Consider the following 15130-nt stretch of genomic DNA (forward strand, 5'->3'; position numbering starts at 1 on the left):
TCGGTCATGACGACCCTGTTTTGTTTTGCGGCGGTGGATATCGTCGTCCCGCTCCTCGTCATCGCCACGGGCGTGGCGGTCAGCGAGATCGTCTTTGCAACCGGCGATCTTCTCGCGCCGAAGAGGAGGGTGGCATGAAGTGGTTCCTGATCCTCTGGGCCGGCCCGATCGCGCTGCTCGGCAGCTGGTACGGGCTTTCCTACTACGACATGAGCTTCGGCATCTTCATGCTGACGCGCGATGCGCATGACCTGGTGTTCCAGATCTACGGCCATATCCTCGGCATTCCGCCGGAAGACCTGCCGCCACTGGTGCTGCGCGCCATCGTCGTGGACAGCTTCCTGGTGCTGGGCCTCATCGCCTTCCGGCGCCGCAAGAGGATTTTTGCCTGGTGGCAGGCGCGCCGTCAGTCCGCGTCCGACGCCCTTGCCAGGGACGAAAGCCTGTCGAGCGCCCCCTGAAGAATGAAGGAGGCGGCCGCCGAATCGATGCGTTCGGCGCGCTTCTTGCGCGACACGTCCATCTCGATCAGCGTGCGCTCCGCCGCCACCGTCGATAGCCGTTCGTCCCAGAAGACGAAGGGGATGTCCGTCTTGTCGGCCATGGAGCGCACGAAGGCGCGCGTCGCCTGGACGCGCGGCCCGGCACTGCCGTCCATGTTCATGGGCAGGCCGATGACGAAGGCGACGACCTTCTCCTTCGCCGCGAAGGCGAGCAGCAGCTCGGCATCCTGGGTGAACTTCACACGCTTCAGCACCGGCCGCGGCGTCGCCAGCCGACGGCCGAGATCGGACACCGAAAGTCCGATGGTCTTGGTGCCGAGGTCGAGGCCGGCGATCGGCTGGCCGGGGGCGAGGGTTTCGGCCAGGTCTTCCAGTGTCAGCGTTGCCATGGGGTAACCTCTCAGCGCTTGCGCACGAATTCCGTGCGCAGGACCAGACCCTTGATCGTCTCGTGCCGGCAGTCGATCTCGTCCGGATTGTCGGTGAGGCGGATGGACCGGATCACCGTACCCTGCTTCAGGGTCTGGCCGGCACCCTTCACCTTCAGGTCCTTGATGAGCACGACCGAATCGCCATCCGCAAGCACGGTGCCGCTGGCGTCCCGCACCTGGCTCCGGGCGGCCTTTTCCGCGGCGATTTCGGATGCCGGCCGCCATTCGCCGGTTGCTTCGTCATAGATATAGTCGTCGTCGCTCATGACGGCTCCTTGCATGTTGCTCCATCTCGAAAGCCACGCTTATAACGATCCGGCGATGGATGGAAACGGCCTTCGCCGGTTCTATATTGCGCCAAGGACCCCAACGGGAGAACAAGCATGAAAATCACCTGGCTCGGCCACTCCGCCTTCCGGATCGAAACGGCGAAAGCCAGAATCCTGATCGACCCGTTCTTCACCGGTAATCCCGCGTTCGACGAGGCCACCCGCAAGGACGCGGTGGCGGGCCTCACCCATGTCCTGCTGACCCACGGCCACGGCGACCATGTCGGCGATACGATCCAGATCGCGAAGGAGACCGGCGCGACCGTGCTCGCCAACGCGGACCTTGCCGCCTGGCTCGGCGCCAAGGGCGTGGAGAAGGTCGATATGGGCAACACCGGCGGCACCGTGCATTTCGACGGTTTCTCCACCACCTTCGTCAATGCGCTGCATTCCTCCGCGCAGATCACCGAGGACGGTGTCTCCCATTCGCTCGGCAACGCCAATGGCCTTGTGCTGCATTTCGAAGACGAGCCGGCGCTCTATCACATGGGCGATACCGACATCTTCTCCGACATGGCGCTCATCCACGAGTTGCACCAGCCGGAAATCGGCCTCGTGCCGATCGGCGACCGCTTCACCATGGGCGGTGCCGTGGCGGCGCTCGCCTGCCAGCGCTTCTTCAAGTTCGATACGGTCATCCCCTGCCACTACGGCTCCTTCGGCATCATCGCGCCGACGGCCGACCTCTTCGTCAAGGCGATGGACGGCGCGTCCGCGAAGATCGAGGTGCCGGGCGTCGGCAGCGCGGTCTCGCGCTGAGGGAGCGGAAAAGGGGCGAGGGGGCGTGGAACGGACCATTCCCCCGTTGCGCCCCTTGGGCTTGGTCAGTATAGCGGGTAGAAATTTCTGAGCGGAGACCACCCATGTCCGTAGATCTAGCCATCGTGAAGCGCGTCGCGCGCCTTGCCCGCATCGCCGTCAGCGAGGAAGAGGCAAACCGCATGACCGGCGAGCTGAACGGCATCCTCGGCTTTGTCGAGCAGCTGTCCGAAGTCAATGTCGACGGCGTCGAGCCGATGACCTCCGTCACGCCGATGGAGATGAAGAAGCGCGAGGATGTCGTCAATGACGGCAACAAGGCGGATGCCATCGTTGCCAATGCGCCGGCCACCGACCGTAATTTCTTCCAGGTTCCGAAGGTGGTGGAGTAATCCTTGGCCGTCACCCTCGCCATCGAGAGCCCGCTTAGCGATGAGGTTCGCGCGCTGGTCGCCGAGCTGAACACCGTGCTGCTCGCGCTCTCGCCGCCGGAGGCCTGCTACCACCTGACCGTCGAGCAGATGGCCGAGCCGGCCGTGACGGTTTGGATCGCCCGTGACGAGGGAACCGTCGTCGGCTGCGGTGCGCTGAAGCGCCATTCCGCGGCGGTGGGCGAGGTGAAGCGCATGTTCACCCGGCCGGACTGGCAGGGGCAGGGCATCGGCCGGCGCATCCTTGGCGAGATCCAGGCTGCCGCCGAACGGGAGAAGCTGGAAACGCTCGTGCTCGAAACAGGCGACCAGCACCCGGCCGCCTGGGCGATCTACGAGAAGGCCGGGTTCACCCGCTGCGGCCCCGTGCTCGACTATCCGGATTCACCCTATTCCATATTCTATCAAAAGCAGCTTCGTGCTGCCTGACCCGAAGTGACCGCACCCATGACCGATCTGACCCGCCTGACCATTGCCGAAGCCCGCGAAAAGCTCGGCGCCAAGGAGATCACCGCCGTCGAGCTGACGGACGCCTATCTCGGCGCGATCGAGGCGGCGAACCCTGTCATCAACGCCTATGTCGCCGTGACGCCGGAAAAGGCGCGCGATATGGCGAAGGCCTCCGATGGCCGCATCACCGCCGGCAAGGCAGGTGCGCTTGAGGGCATCCCGCTCGGCATCAAGGACCTGTTTGCGACCGAGGGCGTGCATACCCAGGCCTGCAGCCACATCCTCGACGGCTTCAGGCCGGAATACGAATCGACGGTCACCCGGAACCTCTGGGCCGATGGCGCCGTCATGCTCGGCAAGCTGAACATGGACGAGTTCGCGATGGGCTCCTCCAACGAGAGTTCCTATTACGGCGTGGTCAAGAACCCGTGGCGCGCGAACGGCTCCAACGCCGATCTCGTCCCGGGCGGTTCGTCCGGTGGTTCGGCCGCGGCCGTCGCCGCGTTCCTGTGCGCCGGTGCGACGGCGACGGACACCGGCGGCTCGATCCGTCAGCCCGCCGCCTTCACCGGCACCGTCGGCATCAAGCCGACCTATGGCCGCTGCTCGCGCTGGGGCATCGTCGCCTTCGCCTCCTCGCTCGACCAGGCCGGCCCGATCGCCCGCGACGTGCGCGATGCGGCGATCCTCTTGAAGTCCATGGCAAGCGTCGACGCCAAGGATACCACCTCCGTCGATCTGCCGGTGCCGGACTACGAAGCCGCGCTCGGCCAGTCGCTGAAGGGCATGCGTATCGGCATACCGCGCGAATACCGCGTCGAGGGCATGCCGGAGGAGATCGAGGCGCTCTGGCAGCAGGGCATCGCCTGGCTGAAGGAGGCCGGTGCCGAGATCGTCGACATTTCCCTGCCGCACACCAAGTACGCGCTGCCGGCCTATTACATCGTCGCGCCCGCCGAAGCCTCGTCGAACCTCGCCCGCTATGACGGCGTGCGCTACGGCCTGCGCGTCGACGGCAAGGACATCGTCGACATGTACGAGAAGACGCGCGCTGCCGGTTTCGGCCAGGAGGTCAAGCGCCGCATCATGATCGGCACCTACGTGCTGTCGGCCGGGTATTACGACGCCTACTACCTCCAGGCGCAGAAGGTTCGCACGCTGATCAAGCGCGACTTCGAGCTCGCCTTCAACGCCGGTGTCGACGCGATCCTGACCCCGGCGACGCCGTCCTCCGCCTTCGGCATCGCCGACGAGGACCTCGCATCCGACCCGGTCAAGATGTACCTGCAGGACATTTTTACCGTCACGGTGAACATGGCCGGCCTGCCGGGCCTTTCCGTGCCCGCCGGTCTCGACCACAAGGGCCTGCCCCTCAGCCTCCAGCTCATTGGCAAGCCCTTCGAGGAGGAGGTCCTGTTCAAGACGGCGCATGTCATCGAAAAGGCCGCCGGCCGCTTCACGCCGGCCAGGTGGTGGTAAGGGGCCTTCAGCCCCTTCTGCCTGCACTGCGGGCGTACGGTTTCAATCGCCAGATCGTGTCGTAACGGCAACACCTGCCGTTACGACAGGCGTGTCCGCGTCTTTTTTGCTTGATCCCTTCCGAAGTCGAGAATAAACGCGCCGTCCCGGTCGTTCAGCCGGTGCGGATGTCAACGGATGGAGTTTTCCGCTCCTCCCGCGCGAGGCGGCCCTGCCGTCGTCGTGTACGGATGCCGCACCGAGAAGACTGGTATTGCGGACCTAGCTCAGCGGTAGAGCACCGGATGTTCCTCCGGAGGTCGCGGGTTCGATTCCCGTTGTCTGCTCCATTGGATAGCTCAGTGGTAGAGCATCAGATTGTTACTCTGACTGTGGAAGGTTCGAATCCTTCTCCAAAGCGCTGACTCAAAATCAGCGACAGCCTTCCAAGCTGTCTTACCTCCGGTCCGGGGACCGGACTGCAGACGGTAGACCGCAAGTGGGCCGAAGGGCGCATTTGTGGAAAACCCGACGCCGGACATTCGCGGTCCGGTTCGCGGTGACGGTCAAGCCGCCTTCCGGCCGGCAAGGGTGCCGCGGCATCCAAGCCCGCTTGAAGGCCGCGCGGCCCTCTCCCGAAAACCCGCCGCCGATGGCCGTCAGCCGGTTCCCGGATCATGCCTGTTGAAACATACCCCGCCCACAGGTTCCCCGGGCGAAAAGGGGCTCATCGGGAACTGGCAAGGGAAACGGGACCGGAACCGTGTTTGTGGTCCGCACCATCCCGCCGCCGATGCCAACAGAAGCCAACGACGAAAGGACGATCGGTTCATGACGTAGCGTATGACCGAAGGAGCAGAACGATGACGATATTTCTCGATACGATCCTGGGGCGCACACGCGTCCTCGTGAAGGCAAACGAACGGGTGCTCGCCCTCTACAGGGGAGAAGTCCTCGGCATATTCGGCGCGGGTGAACACAGCCTGCCGAACCGTCGTGGCATGCTGGAGCTGGAACGTCACGACGTGAACCGGCCGACCTTCGTCTCGGCCTACGAGAAGCCGTTGTTCGATGGGCTCCCGGCGGTCGCGCAGCGCGAGCTGACGGTCTTTCGTACGAATACCCGCGAGGTGGCTGTCGTCGAACGTGACGGTGAGCTTCACGCCGTTCTTGCACCGAACCAGAAGCTTGTGGTCTGGAACGCGGCAGGTCCGTGGACGGAGACGCGTGTCGACCTGGCCGGCGGGCTCGATGTCGATCCGGAGCTGATGCGCCGGTTGACGCGGGCGCGTCGCCTGGAACTCGTCACGGCCTTCCTGGTCAATGACGGGCAGGTCGGCCTGCTTGTCATCGACGGGACGCACCAGCGCATGCTGGAGCCGGGCGTCCACGCCTTCTGGAACGTCGGCCGGACGATCCAGGTGCGCGTGGTCGATCTCAAGCGCCAGTCGCTCGACGTCACCGGTCAGGAGCTGCTCACCCGCGACAAGGTCACGATCCGGGTGAACATCGCTGCCGAATACCGCGTCGTCGAACCGCTGAAGGCCGTCTCGGAGGTCAAGGATTTTGCGGATGCCCTCTACCGGGCGCTGCAGTTCGCCTTCCGCCAGACGCTCGGCACGCTGACGCTCGACCAGATCCTTGAGCGCAAGGGGACGGTCCATGCGGAGGCGGCCGAGAAGGTTCGCACCGACATGGCGGCGATCGGGGTCGAGGTCTCGGCCATCGAGCTCAAGGACGTGATCCTGCCGGGCGAGATGCGCGACATCCTCAACCAGGTTGTCGCCGCTGAAAAGCAGGCCGAGGCCAATGTCATTCGCCGCCGCGAGGAGACGAACGCCACCCGTTCGCTCCTCAACACGGCGAAGGTGATGGCGGAGAACCCGGTCATGCTGCGGCTGAAGGAGCTGGAAGCGCTGGAGGCCATCGCCGGCAAGGTCGAGCGCCTGACGATCCACAACGGAACGGCGGGCCTGATGAACGACCTCGTCCAGCTTCGCGACAAGTAGGGGATCGCCCGGCCGGAAGGCCGGGCGGTTCCGTTTCGGCGGGTATTCGCTTCCCTCTCTCCATCATCTCCGTGGATAGTCCTTCGTCTCCCTCGCCAAGCCTTTCCGGCAATGCTTTCATGGTGTCGGAAAGGGCCGCCCGCATGATCACCGTTCGCAATGCCCGTGAGGACGATGTTCCCGCTCTCGTCGACATCGGCGTTCGGGCCTGGGAACAGGCCGTCGTCGGCGTCGCCGACCTGCAGGTGCGGCGCGACTATGCCCGCAACGCCTTCCAGCAGTTCCTTGCCCGCCACTGGTTGCGGGTGAGCGTCGCTGAAACCGAGGGCCGGACGGCCGGATGGGCGGCGCGCGAGGCGCTGGACGACGAGATCAGCGACCTCTGGATCGACCCGCCACAGCAGAAGAAGGGGCTCGGCTCCGCCTTGCTCTCCGCCATGGAAGCGGAGATCGTCGCAGCGGGTTTCGAGGCGGCGCGGTTGCAGACGCATGCCCGCAACACGGCCGCCGTCGGCTTCTTCCAGAAGCACGGCTATAGCGTGAACTGGCTGTCTATCGACTATTCCGAACGCCTCGATCGCGATGTCGAGTCGGTCGGCCTGCGCCGGCAGCTCGTTGCGGACGAGCCGCCCGGCTACGGGCCTGGCGGGTTCTGAGGGGAGGCGGGCTTTCGCCGCGCCTCCCGCCGGTTCACTGGTTGTCCAGCTGGGCCCGCACCAGCTCCAGGCCGCGGTGCGTGATGCGGTAGGGCCTGCCGCCGGAGGAGGCGATGCACCGCCGGCGCTTCAGTTTCCGGAAGAGGTCGATGTCGAGGCCGCTCGCTCGCCAGCCGTCCCGCGTGATGCAGGCGACCGTCATGATCTTCCGGTTGTCGTCTTTTTCGATGTCGATCCTGCCGCCCTGGGCGAGCAGATGGAGAATGCGCTGTTCGGCGCGCGAAATGTCCATTGTCTTGAGAATCCGTCCGGCGTTCGAATGAACGCGAAAAAACGTTCCGCCACCTACGAGGTGGCAGGGCTCATCGTTTTTCCAGACCCTGCGCGCAAGCTGTCGCGGGCAGGGTCTTCAGCAGGTCTCAGACGAGTTAGACATCAAAACTCCATTTGCGGATGCCCCGGAATAGCCGGGGCATCCGCAAAGGTCAATGCATCGGCCAGATCAGGGAATGGTGCAGGAAGACGGCGGTCTTCACGCCGTTGGCCGAGGCGAGCGAGATGTTGGCTGCCCCGAGCGCGATGTCGCCGGCTGCATAGAGGCCGGGCAGGGACGTCTGGCCCGTGTCGTCTGTGTGGAGGATGCTGCCGATCGGCGTTTCCTTCAGCGTCAGGCCGCGCCCGGCCGGGATGGTGCTGCGCACCCGCGCCTCCGGCATCACGAAGAGCGCCTTCACGAGGGTCGGGATGCCCGGACCGGTCTCGACGGACAAGAGGCCATCCGGCCCGTCGGCGATGGCGGTGACGCGGCCCGGCCGGAGCTTCACATTGCGCTCGGCGAGCACGGCAAGGGCCGCGTCGTCCGGCTCTGGCGCCATGTTGGTAAAGAGCGTGACATTGCCCCAGTCGGCGACCACCGCCGCAAAGCGCGCCGCCTCGGCCGTGCGCGCCAGCACGCCGACCGGTCCACCGCCCACCTCGTAGCCATGGCAATAGGGGCAATGCAGCACCGTCTTGCCCCAGCGCTCGGCAAGGCCCGGGATATCGGGCAACTGGTCCTCGAAGCCGGTGGCAAGCAGCACGCGGCGCGCCGCAATCCGCCCGCCGTCGCCGGTGACGACGGAGAAGGCGTCCTTCTCCCCGTCCAGCCGTTCGGCCGGCACGTCACGGAAGGTGACCGTCGCGTAGGCGGCCAGCTGTCGGCGGGCATCGGCAAGGATGTCGCGGCCCGGCCGGCCGTCCTGGGCGAGGAAGCCGTGCGAATGGGCGGCGAAGCGGTTGCGCGGCTCGCCGGTGTCGAGAATGGTGATGCGGCGCCGGGCGCGGGCAAGCTGCAGGGCGGCGGAAAGGCCGGCAAAGCCCCCGCCGACGATGATGGCATCTTCGGTCATGGTTCATCCTTTCTGTGGAGCGCGCGGCATCGTTCGCCCGATGGGTATCGGTCGTTCGATGCGGAGTATCGGGAAGGCGTTCCCGTTTAGCCGGTATCGGTCCGACGGCGTTTCGCCGCCACCCGGTAATCGGCGGCCAGGTCGGCAAGCGTCGTGCCGGCAAAGCGCGCCATCAGGATCGCCTCGGCGTCCTTCAGCGCGTCACCGATCACCCGGTTGACGGATTGCTCGATCACGCAGCCCGGCATTTCCGTCGCCGGGCCGATCTGGAAGACGATCGGCTCGCCGAGCGCGTTGTAGATTTCGAGCAGCGATATGTCCGCAAGCGGCCGGGTAAATTGCCAGCCGCCGCCATGGCCGCGGCCGGATCGCACGATGCCGGCGTCGCGAAGGCCTGCCATGGTGCGCCGGACGACGACGGCATTGGTGTCGAGGCAGAGTGCAAGGTCGTCCGAGGTCATCGGCGCCTCGCGTTCGGCCATGTGCATGAGTGCGTGGAGCACGGCGGAAAGACGGCTGTTTCTTTTCATGTAACAATAATAGTTACGAATCTTGCCGTCTGTCAACATGCCGGCGATGCAGGTGTCAGCCGGCGCGCAGTGTGCGGACGAGGGCAGGGCCGAAAATCAGCGCCGCCGGCACGAGCGCCGCGTGCAGAATCAGGATCGCCATCAGCTGCGTGCGAAAGGGCTCCTTGCGCGTCTTGTGCCGCAGCAGCTGTTGCGCGGCGACGGCGCCGAGGCTGCCGCCGAAGAGGGCGAACTGCAGCAGCCGCGCTTCGGAAACGCGCCAATGGCCGTCACGCGCGGCTTCCTTGTCCCACCAGTAGAGGCAGAACGTCACGACGTTGAGGAGAAGGAAGATGATGAGAAGCGTTGTCGTCGTACCCATGGCATCAGTTTAGTCGATCATCCTTGCGGCTTGGCTAACGAGGGTCGGCCTCATGCGCTGAAAACCTTGCACCGCCTGCCCATATGTTCTACCGAGACAGCACCGAAGACACCACAGCAAGAGCCGAAAATGACCCTCGTCGACGTCCGTACCCCCGATCCGAAACGCTTCATCCCCGGCGCCACCGGCGATTGGGAAGTCATCATCGGCATGGAGGTGCACGCGCAGGTCCTTTCGAATTCGAAACTGTTCTCCGGCGCCTCCACCGAATTCGGCAAGGCGCCGAATGCCAACGTCTCGCTCGTCGATGCGGCCATGCCCGGCATGCTGCCTGTGATCAACGAGGAATGCGTCCGGCAGGCTGTGCGCACCGGCCTCGGCCTCAAGGCGCAGATCAACCACCGCTCGATCTTCGACCGCAAGAACTACTTCTATCCGGACCTGCCGCAGGGCTACCAGATCTCGCAGTTCAAGGACCCGATCGTCGGCGAGGGCAAGATCGTCATCTCGCTCGGCCCCGACCGCCAGGGCAATTTTGAAGACATCGAGATCGGCATCGAGCGCCTGCACCTGGAGCAGGACGCCGGCAAGTCGATGCACGACCAGCATCCGACCATGTCCTATGTCGACCTCAACCGTTCGGGCGTCGCGCTGATGGAGATCGTCTCCAAGCCGGACATGCGCTCGTCGGACGAGGCCAAGGCCTATATGACGAAGCTGCGCTCCATCGTGCGCTATCTCGGCACCTGCGACGGCAACATGGACGAGGGCTCCATGCGCGCCGACGTCAACGTCTCCGTGCGCCGCCCCGGCGAAGGTTTCGGCACGCGCTGCGAGATCAAGAACGTCAACTCCATCCGCTTCATCGGCCAGGCGATCGAATACGAAGCCCGCCGCCAGATCGGCATTCTGGAGGATGGCGGTTCGATCGACCAGGAAACCCGCCTCTTCGATCCGGGCAAGGGCGAGACGCGCTCCATGCGCTCGAAGGAAGACGCGCACGACTACCGCTACTTCCCCGACCCGGACCTGCTGCCGCTGGAGTTCGACAACGAATTCGTCGGCAAGCTGCTCGCCGACCTGCCGGAACTGCCCGACGACAAGAAGATCCGCTTCGTCAAGGATCTCGGCCTTTCGGTCTACGACGCCTCGGTGCTCGTCTCGGAGAAGGCGATTGCCGACTATTACGAGGCCGTGGCTGCCGGCCGCGACGGCAAGACGGCCGCCAACTGGGTCATCAACGACTTGCTCGGTGCCTTGAACAAGGACGGCAAAGCCATTGAAGAGACTCCGGTTTCGCCCGCCCAGCTCGGCGGCATCATCGATCTCATCAAGGACGGCACCATCTCCGGCAAGATCGCCAAGGACCTCTTTGAAATCGTCTGGACCGAAGGCGGCAACCCGGCCGATATCGTCGAATCCCGCGGCATGAAGCAGGTAACGGACACCGGCGCCATCGAGAAGGCCGTCGATGAAATCATCGCGGCCAACCCCGATCAGGTCGCCAAGGTTCTCGCCAAGCCGACGCTTGCTGGCTGGTTCGTCGGCCAGGTGATGAAGGCGACCGGCGGCAAGGCCAACCCGCAGGCCGTGCAGGCCCTCGTCAAGGCCAAGCTGGGCATCGAGGACTAGGAAGCAATTCCAGGAAAAGTGTGAAGCGGTTTTCCGTCTGGAACTGCTTCAAAACAAAGGAACTTCCCATGTTCTTCGTCCGCACGGCCTCCGAACGCGACCTGGCGAAGGTCAGCGCGCTTCTGGCCGAGACGTGGCACGCCACCTATGACGCGCTCTACGGCGCGGACAAGGTGCGCGAGATCACCGCGCGCTGGCATTCCGTGCCGGCGCTGAAGGCCCGGCTGGAGCGCAAGGACAGCGAGTTCGTCGTCGCCGACAACGGCAAGGAGCTTGCCGGCATGGGCTATGTCGCCATGGCGAAGGATCGGCCGAAGGTGGCGTTTCTGCACCAGCTCTACGTGCTGCCGCGCTATCAGCGCCAGGGCATCGGCCGCGACATGTTCGCGGAACTCGAAACCTGCTTCCCGGATGCCACGACGATGCTGCTGGAGGTCGACCCGCGCAACGATGCGGCGGTCGCCTTCTACTACGCGCACGGCTTTGCCAAGGTCGGCGAGGCGCAGCACACCGCCGACAACATCTCCGGTGTGCCGCTGGATGTCTATGAGAAGCCGCTCGGCGGCTGATCCGCGGCGAAAAGCCGTGGGCGAAGGGGCGGGAATCGCTGGACATTCCAGCGCTGCCGCGCCATAAGCGGAAGAAAGATCGCCCGCTTTCTGCGGGCGGCCCAACAGTCTCGGGCCGCGCTTCCGGCACGGCCCTGCCAAGGACGCCAGCCCATGAACCTTCTCAAGCAGATTTTTACCTGGTGGAACGGTCAGACGATCGGCACCCGTTTTCACACCTGGCGCTTCGGCACCCGGGTCGGCCAGGACGAACTCGGCAATGTCTACTACCAGGGCGGCGCGAAGGATTCCGAAGGGCGCACGCGCCGCTGGGTGATCTACAACGGTTATGCCGAAGCCTCCGCCATCCCGCCGGGCTGGCACGGCTGGATGCACCATCGCACCGATGTTTCCCCGGCCGATGAAAAGTATCAGGCCCGCGACTGGGAAAAGCCGCACCGCCAGAACCCGACCGGCACCGCCCAGGCCTATCGTCCGCCGGGCTCGCTTGCCGCCGCCGGCGAACGTCCGCGCGTGACGGGCGACTACGACGCCTGGACGCCGGGCAACTGATACCGATTTGGCCACATTTCGCCGCTAGCTCCAAGCGACCGGCGAACGCCGGAGCGGTTCGCAGGAGACGGCATTCATGACATCAGGGTTTTTCTCGGCAAACGCCGGACGGCGGCTTCTTGTCGCCGCGCTTGCCGTGGCCGCCGCAGGCGCGGCGCTGTTGCCTGTGGCTGCTGAAGCCGCCCGCGTCGAGAACCCGGTCGCCGTCTTCTCCGGCATCGACAAGATCACTGGCCGCATCACCAATTTCGACGTCTATATCGGCGAGACCGTGCAGTTCGGCGCGCTCCAGGTGACACCGAAGGTCTGCTACAGCCGCGACGACACCGAGGCACAGAAGGTGACGTCCTTCGTCGAGGTCGACGAGATCACTCTCGACCGCAAGATCCGTCGCATCTTCACCGGCTGGATGTTTGCCGACAGCCCCGGTCTCAACGCCGTCGAACACGCCGTCTACGACGTGTGGCTGACCGAGTGCAAGGCGAAGTCTGACGTGCCGCCGCCGGAAGACGCGAAGGCGAAGACCCAGTAAATCGCTCTCCAGGGACGTTTTGCCTGCCCTCGTGGATCCCCGGGCCAAGCCCCGCGCCACATCTTCTCCGTCAAAACGGCAAATGCGGCGACGCCAGCGCGTTGGCCAGCATGTCCTCGTATTCGATCTTCGGCACATCGATCGCGCCGAAAGTCTTCAGGTGCTCGGTGGTGAACTGCGTGTCGAGCAGGCGGAAACCGTTTTTCTTCAACCGCTCCACCAGATGCACCAAACAGATCTTCGAGGCGTCCGTGCGCCGCGAAAACATGCTCTCGCCGAAGAAGGCCGCGCCGAGCGAGACGCCGTAGAGGCCGCCGACGAGTTTTTCCCCCTCCCATGCTTCCACGGAATGGGCATGGCCCATGCGGTGTAGCGTGCCGTAGAGCGACTTGATCTTCGTGTTGATCCACGTGGAGGGCCGATCGGGCGCGGCCTCGGCGCAGGCGGCAAGCACCGCGTCGAAGGCGGTGTCGAAACGGATGTCGAAGGGCTTTTTGCGGATCGTCTTGGCGAGGCTGCGCGAGACGTGGAACGTATCGAGCGGGATGACGCCCCGCATATCCGGCTCGACCCAGAAGAGTTCCGGGTCGTCGGCCGAATCAGCCATCGGGAAAAGCCCGATGGAATAGGCGCGCAGAAGCAGGTCCGGGGTGATTTCCGGGTGCCGGCTGCGTCGCCCTGCCATGACCGACGCCCCTCAGGCGTCGGTTTTGCCGGCCAGATAATTCTCCAGCCAGTGGATGTCGTAATCGCCGTTGGCGATGTCCTGATTGGCGATCAGGTCCTGGAAGAGCGGCAGCGTCGTCTTGATGCCGTCGATGACGAACTCGTCCAGAACGCGCCGCAGGCGCATCATGCATTCGACGCGAGTGCGGCCGTGCACGATGAGCTTGCCAATCAGGCTGTCGTAGTAGGGCGGGATGCGGTAGCCCTGATAGGCGCCCGAATCGACGCGCACGCCAAGGCCGCCCGGCGCGTGGAAATGCGTGATCGTACCCGGCGAGGGAACGAAGGTGCGCGGATCCTCGGCATTGATGCGGCACTCGATGGCATGGCCGGAGAAGACGATGTCTTCCTGGCTCACCGAAAGGCCGGCGCCGGAGGCGACGCGGATCTGCTCGTGTACGAGGTCGATGCCGGTGATCGCTTCGGTGATCGGGTGCTCCACCTGAAGGCGGGTGTTCATCTCGATGAAATAGAACTCGCCGTTCTCGTAGAGGAACTCGACCGTGCCGGCGCCGCGGTATTTCAGCTTCTTCATGGCGTCGGCGCAGACCTGGCCGATCTTCATGCGCTGCTCGACGTTGAGGGCCGGAGAGTTGGCCTCTTCCCAGACCTTCTGGTGGCGGCGCTGCAACGAGCAGTCGCGCTCGCCGAGATGCACGGCATTGCCCATGCCGTCGCCGACGACCTGGATTTCGATATGGCGCGGCTTGCCGAGATACTTTTCCATGTAGACGGCGTCGTTGCCGAAGGCGGCGAGCGCCTCGGAGCGGGCCGTCGAGACGGCTTCTTCAAGATCGGCCTCGGTCTTGGCCACCTTCATGCCGCGGCCACCGCCACCGGCGGTCGCCTTGATGAGCACGGGAAAGCCGATCTGGCGGGCGACTTCGAGCGCGTTTTCCGGCTTCACCTCACCGTCGGAGCCAGGAACGACGGGGATGCCGAGTTCCTGCGCCGTCTGCTTGGCGGTGATCTTGTCGCCCATGATGCGGATGTGCTCCGCCGTCGGGCCGATGAAGGTGATGCCGTGCGCATCGAGGATTTCCGCGAACTTGGCGTTTTCAGACAGGAAGCCGTAGCCGGGATGCACGGCGTCGGCGCCGGTGATCTCGCAGGCGGCGACGATCTGGTGGATGTTCAGATAGCTCTCGCGCGACGGGGGCGGGCCGATGCACACGCTCTCGTCGGCTAGGCGCACATGCATGGCATCGGCATCCGCCGTCGAATGCACGGCGACCGTGGCGATGCCGAGCTCCTTGCACGCCCGAAGGACGCGAAGGGCGATTTCGCCACGGTTGGCAATGAGGACTTTGGAGATCATGGGGGCCGCCTTATTCGATGATGACAAGCGGTTCGCCGTATTCGACCGGGCTTGCATCCGAGACGAGGATTTCGGTGACCTTGCCGGAGCGCGGCGCCGGGATCTGGTTCATCGTCTTCATGGCTTCGATGATGAGGATGGTCTGGCCTTCCTTGACCGTGGCGCCAACCTCGATAAAGGCACGGGCGCCCGGAGCAGGCGACAGATAGGCCGTACCGACCATCGGCGCCGTGACGGCGTTCTTGTTGTTGCGGGCGTCGGCAACGGGGGCTGCGCCAGCCGTAGCTGCGACGGCCGGTGCGGCATAGGCGGCAGCCGGTGCGGCGATCGGTGCCTGGACATATTGCGGCGTGCCGGCGCGCGAGACGCGGATGCGCAGGTCGTCCTGCTCCACTTCGATCTCGGTGAGGTCCGTCTCGTTGAGGATGTTGGCGAGATCGCGGATGAGCGTCTGATCGATGCCGTGTTTCTTGTCAGCCATGGAAATGAGCCTCTT

The 15130-nt window shown here is 64.8% G+C and carries 21 protein-coding genes and 2 tRNA genes; 14 read left to right on the forward strand and 9 right to left on the reverse strand.

Annotated features, from left to right (window positions below; translation table 11 throughout):
* The first annotated feature begins 6 nt into the window (after positions 1-6).
* Positions 7-138, forward strand: a complete 132-nt coding sequence (locus tag P9A16_RS11245) for a hypothetical protein (RefSeq protein ID WP_023512779.1) — start codon at positions 7-9, stop codon at positions 136-138.
* Entirely contained in the window at positions 135-461 is a 327-nt protein-coding gene (locus P9A16_RS11250; protein WP_023512778.1) for a DUF6105 family protein, read from the forward strand. The genes P9A16_RS11245 and P9A16_RS11250 overlap by 4 nt, the downstream gene beginning before the upstream one ends.
* Here P9A16_RS11250 and ruvX read toward each other — a convergent pair.
* Both ruvX and P9A16_RS11260 read right to left on the reverse strand, forming a co-directional pair.
* Positions 407-892, reverse strand: coding sequence for a Holliday junction resolvase RuvX (gene ruvX / locus P9A16_RS11255; RefSeq protein WP_023512777.1), 486 nt, complete (start codon positions 890-892; stop codon positions 407-409). The two genes, P9A16_RS11250 and ruvX, sit on opposite strands and share 55 nt — an antisense overlap.
* An 11-nt stretch (positions 893-903) precedes the next feature.
* A complete protein-coding gene (locus P9A16_RS11260; protein ID WP_023512776.1) occupies positions 904-1200 on the reverse strand; it encodes an alkylphosphonate utilization protein in 297 nt (98 codons plus the stop codon).
* 117 nt (positions 1201-1317) lie between these two features.
* Here P9A16_RS11260 and P9A16_RS11265 point away from each other — a divergent pair, with 117 nt between their 5' ends.
* The 8 genes from P9A16_RS11265 (at position 1318) to P9A16_RS11300 (ending at position 7026) form a co-directional block, all read left to right on the forward strand.
* Complete coding sequence (locus P9A16_RS11265; protein WP_023512775.1) at positions 1318-2022, forward strand: metal-dependent hydrolase; 705 nt, start codon at positions 1318-1320, stop codon at positions 2020-2022.
* A gap of 104 nt (positions 2023-2126) precedes the next feature.
* A complete protein-coding gene (gene gatC / locus P9A16_RS11270; protein ID WP_023512774.1) occupies positions 2127-2414 on the forward strand; it encodes an Asp-tRNA(Asn)/Glu-tRNA(Gln) amidotransferase subunit GatC in 288 nt (95 codons plus the stop codon).
* Positions 2415-2417: 3 nt separating this feature from the next.
* Positions 2418-2882 (forward strand): GNAT family N-acetyltransferase, encoded by a 465-nt coding sequence (locus P9A16_RS11275; RefSeq protein ID WP_023512773.1) that lies wholly within the window; start codon positions 2418-2420, stop codon positions 2880-2882.
* Positions 2883-2900: 18 nt separating this feature from the next.
* Positions 2901-4382 (forward strand): Asp-tRNA(Asn)/Glu-tRNA(Gln) amidotransferase subunit GatA, encoded by a 1482-nt coding sequence (gene gatA, locus P9A16_RS11280; RefSeq protein ID WP_023512772.1) that lies wholly within the window; start codon positions 2901-2903, stop codon positions 4380-4382.
* 255 nt (positions 4383-4637) lie between these two features.
* Positions 4638-4711: transfer RNA gene (locus P9A16_RS11285), tRNA-OTHER, on the forward strand.
* Positions 4706-4782, forward strand: a tRNA-Asn gene (locus P9A16_RS11290). The genes P9A16_RS11285 and P9A16_RS11290 overlap by 6 nt, the downstream gene beginning before the upstream one ends.
* A gap of 442 nt (positions 4783-5224) precedes the next feature.
* The gene (locus tag P9A16_RS11295) at positions 5225-6370 is read left to right on the forward strand and encodes a slipin family protein (protein WP_023514009.1); all 1146 of its coding nucleotides are present in this window, start codon (positions 5225-5227) and stop codon (positions 6368-6370) included.
* A gap of 143 nt (positions 6371-6513) precedes the next feature.
* Positions 6514-7026, forward strand: a complete 513-nt coding sequence (locus tag P9A16_RS11300; protein WP_024270875.1) for a GNAT family N-acetyltransferase — start codon at positions 6514-6516, stop codon at positions 7024-7026.
* Between the two features lie 34 nt (positions 7027-7060).
* Here P9A16_RS11300 and P9A16_RS11305 read toward each other — a convergent pair whose 3' ends face one another.
* From P9A16_RS11305 to P9A16_RS11320, 4 genes are all read right to left on the reverse strand, one after another.
* On the reverse strand, positions 7061-7318 hold the full coding sequence (locus tag P9A16_RS11305) for a YjhX family toxin (protein WP_023514041.1): 258 nt from the start codon (positions 7316-7318) through the stop codon (positions 7061-7063).
* A gap of 193 nt (positions 7319-7511) precedes the next feature.
* Entirely contained in the window at positions 7512-8414 is a 903-nt protein-coding gene (locus P9A16_RS11310; RefSeq protein WP_023514042.1) for an NAD(P)/FAD-dependent oxidoreductase, read from the reverse strand.
* Between the two features lie 86 nt (positions 8415-8500).
* Positions 8501-8944, reverse strand: coding sequence for an Rrf2 family transcriptional regulator (locus P9A16_RS11315; protein WP_037408010.1), 444 nt, complete (start codon positions 8942-8944; stop codon positions 8501-8503).
* A gap of 55 nt (positions 8945-8999) precedes the next feature.
* Entirely contained in the window at positions 9000-9305 is a 306-nt protein-coding gene (locus P9A16_RS11320) for a DUF1294 domain-containing protein (RefSeq protein ID WP_023514044.1), read from the reverse strand.
* A 129-nt stretch (positions 9306-9434) separates the two neighbouring features.
* On the opposite strand from P9A16_RS11320, the gene gatB reads away from it, so the two are divergent.
* The 4 genes from gatB to P9A16_RS11340 all read left to right on the forward strand — a co-directional run bounded on the left by gatB (position 9435) and on the right by P9A16_RS11340 (position 12590).
* A complete protein-coding gene (gene gatB, locus P9A16_RS11325) occupies positions 9435-10937 on the forward strand; it encodes an Asp-tRNA(Asn)/Glu-tRNA(Gln) amidotransferase subunit GatB (RefSeq protein WP_023514045.1) in 1503 nt (500 codons plus the stop codon).
* 68 nt (positions 10938-11005) lie between these two features.
* Entirely contained in the window at positions 11006-11506 is a 501-nt protein-coding gene (locus P9A16_RS11330) for a GNAT family N-acetyltransferase (protein WP_050743165.1), read from the forward strand.
* Between the two features lie 153 nt (positions 11507-11659).
* Positions 11660-12058 (forward strand): NADH:ubiquinone oxidoreductase subunit NDUFA12, encoded by a 399-nt coding sequence (locus P9A16_RS11335; protein WP_023514047.1) that lies wholly within the window; start codon positions 11660-11662, stop codon positions 12056-12058.
* A gap of 76 nt (positions 12059-12134) precedes the next feature.
* Positions 12135-12590, forward strand: a complete 456-nt coding sequence (locus tag P9A16_RS11340; RefSeq protein WP_023514048.1) for a DUF2155 domain-containing protein — start codon at positions 12135-12137, stop codon at positions 12588-12590.
* 70 nt (positions 12591-12660) lie between these two features.
* Here the strand turns inward: P9A16_RS11340 and aat are convergent, their stop codons facing one another.
* Genes aat through accB form a run of 3 tightly spaced genes read right to left on the reverse strand, consistent with a single transcriptional unit; the run spans position 12661 to position 15115 of the window.
* Positions 12661-13275 carry a leucyl/phenylalanyl-tRNA--protein transferase gene (gene aat, locus P9A16_RS11345; RefSeq protein WP_023514049.1) on the reverse strand — a complete coding sequence of 205 codons (615 nt, stop codon included), beginning with the start codon at positions 13273-13275 and terminating at the stop codon, positions 12661-12663.
* A 12-nt stretch (positions 13276-13287) separates the two neighbouring features.
* Positions 13288-14634: an acetyl-CoA carboxylase biotin carboxylase subunit gene (gene accC, locus P9A16_RS11350; RefSeq protein WP_023514050.1), complete on the reverse strand. Its 1347-nt coding sequence runs from the start codon at positions 14632-14634 to the stop codon at positions 13288-13290.
* Between the two features lie 10 nt (positions 14635-14644).
* The gene (accB, locus tag P9A16_RS11355; RefSeq protein ID WP_023514051.1) at positions 14645-15115 is read right to left on the reverse strand and encodes an acetyl-CoA carboxylase biotin carboxyl carrier protein; all 471 of its coding nucleotides are present in this window, start codon (positions 15113-15115) and stop codon (positions 14645-14647) included.
* Positions 15116-15130: the final 15 nt, after the last annotated feature.

The sequence above is a fragment of the Shinella sp. 838 genome (assembly GCF_029623935.1).
Lineage (GTDB): Bacteria > Pseudomonadota > Alphaproteobacteria > Rhizobiales > Rhizobiaceae > Shinella.

Coding starts and splice junctions, on each gene's coding strand:
- P9A16_RS11245 (WP_023512779.1), top strand. CDS start 7: ATGACGACCCTGTTTTGTTTTGCGGCGGTGGATATCGTCGTCCCGCTC.
- P9A16_RS11250 (WP_023512778.1), top strand. CDS start 135: ATGAAGTGGTTCCTGATCCTCTGGGCCGGCCCGATCGCGCTGCTCGGC.
- ruvX (WP_023512777.1), bottom strand. CDS start 892: ATGGCAACGCTGACACTGGAAGACCTGGCCGAAACCCTCGCCCCCGGC.
- P9A16_RS11260 (WP_023512776.1), bottom strand. CDS start 1,200: ATGAGCGACGACGACTATATCTATGACGAAGCAACCGGCGAATGGCGG.
- P9A16_RS11265 (WP_023512775.1), top strand. CDS start 1,318: ATGAAAATCACCTGGCTCGGCCACTCCGCCTTCCGGATCGAAACGGCG.
- gatC (WP_023512774.1), top strand. CDS start 2,127: ATGTCCGTAGATCTAGCCATCGTGAAGCGCGTCGCGCGCCTTGCCCGC.
- gatA (WP_023512772.1), top strand. CDS start 2,901: ATGACCGATCTGACCCGCCTGACCATTGCCGAAGCCCGCGAAAAGCTC.
- P9A16_RS11295 (WP_023514009.1), top strand. CDS start 5,225: ATGACGATATTTCTCGATACGATCCTGGGGCGCACACGCGTCCTCGTG.
- P9A16_RS11300 (WP_024270875.1), top strand. CDS start 6,514: ATGATCACCGTTCGCAATGCCCGTGAGGACGATGTTCCCGCTCTCGTC.
- P9A16_RS11305 (WP_023514041.1), bottom strand. CDS start 7,318: ATGGACATTTCGCGCGCCGAACAGCGCATTCTCCATCTGCTCGCCCAG.
- P9A16_RS11310 (WP_023514042.1), bottom strand. CDS start 8,414: ATGACCGAAGATGCCATCATCGTCGGCGGGGGCTTTGCCGGCCTTTCC.
- P9A16_RS11315 (WP_037408010.1), bottom strand. CDS start 8,944: ATGAAAAGAAACAGCCGTCTTTCCGCCGTGCTCCACGCACTCATGCAC.
- P9A16_RS11320 (WP_023514044.1), bottom strand. CDS start 9,305: ATGGGTACGACGACAACGCTTCTCATCATCTTCCTTCTCCTCAACGTC.
- gatB (WP_023514045.1), top strand. CDS start 9,435: ATGACCCTCGTCGACGTCCGTACCCCCGATCCGAAACGCTTCATCCCC.
- P9A16_RS11330 (WP_050743165.1), top strand. CDS start 11,006: ATGTTCTTCGTCCGCACGGCCTCCGAACGCGACCTGGCGAAGGTCAGC.
- P9A16_RS11335 (WP_023514047.1), top strand. CDS start 11,660: ATGAACCTTCTCAAGCAGATTTTTACCTGGTGGAACGGTCAGACGATC.
- P9A16_RS11340 (WP_023514048.1), top strand. CDS start 12,135: ATGACATCAGGGTTTTTCTCGGCAAACGCCGGACGGCGGCTTCTTGTC.
- aat (WP_023514049.1), bottom strand. CDS start 13,275: ATGGCAGGGCGACGCAGCCGGCACCCGGAAATCACCCCGGACCTGCTT.
- accC (WP_023514050.1), bottom strand. CDS start 14,634: ATGATCTCCAAAGTCCTCATTGCCAACCGTGGCGAAATCGCCCTTCGC.
- accB (WP_023514051.1), bottom strand. CDS start 15,115: ATGGCTGACAAGAAACACGGCATCGATCAGACGCTCATCCGCGATCTC.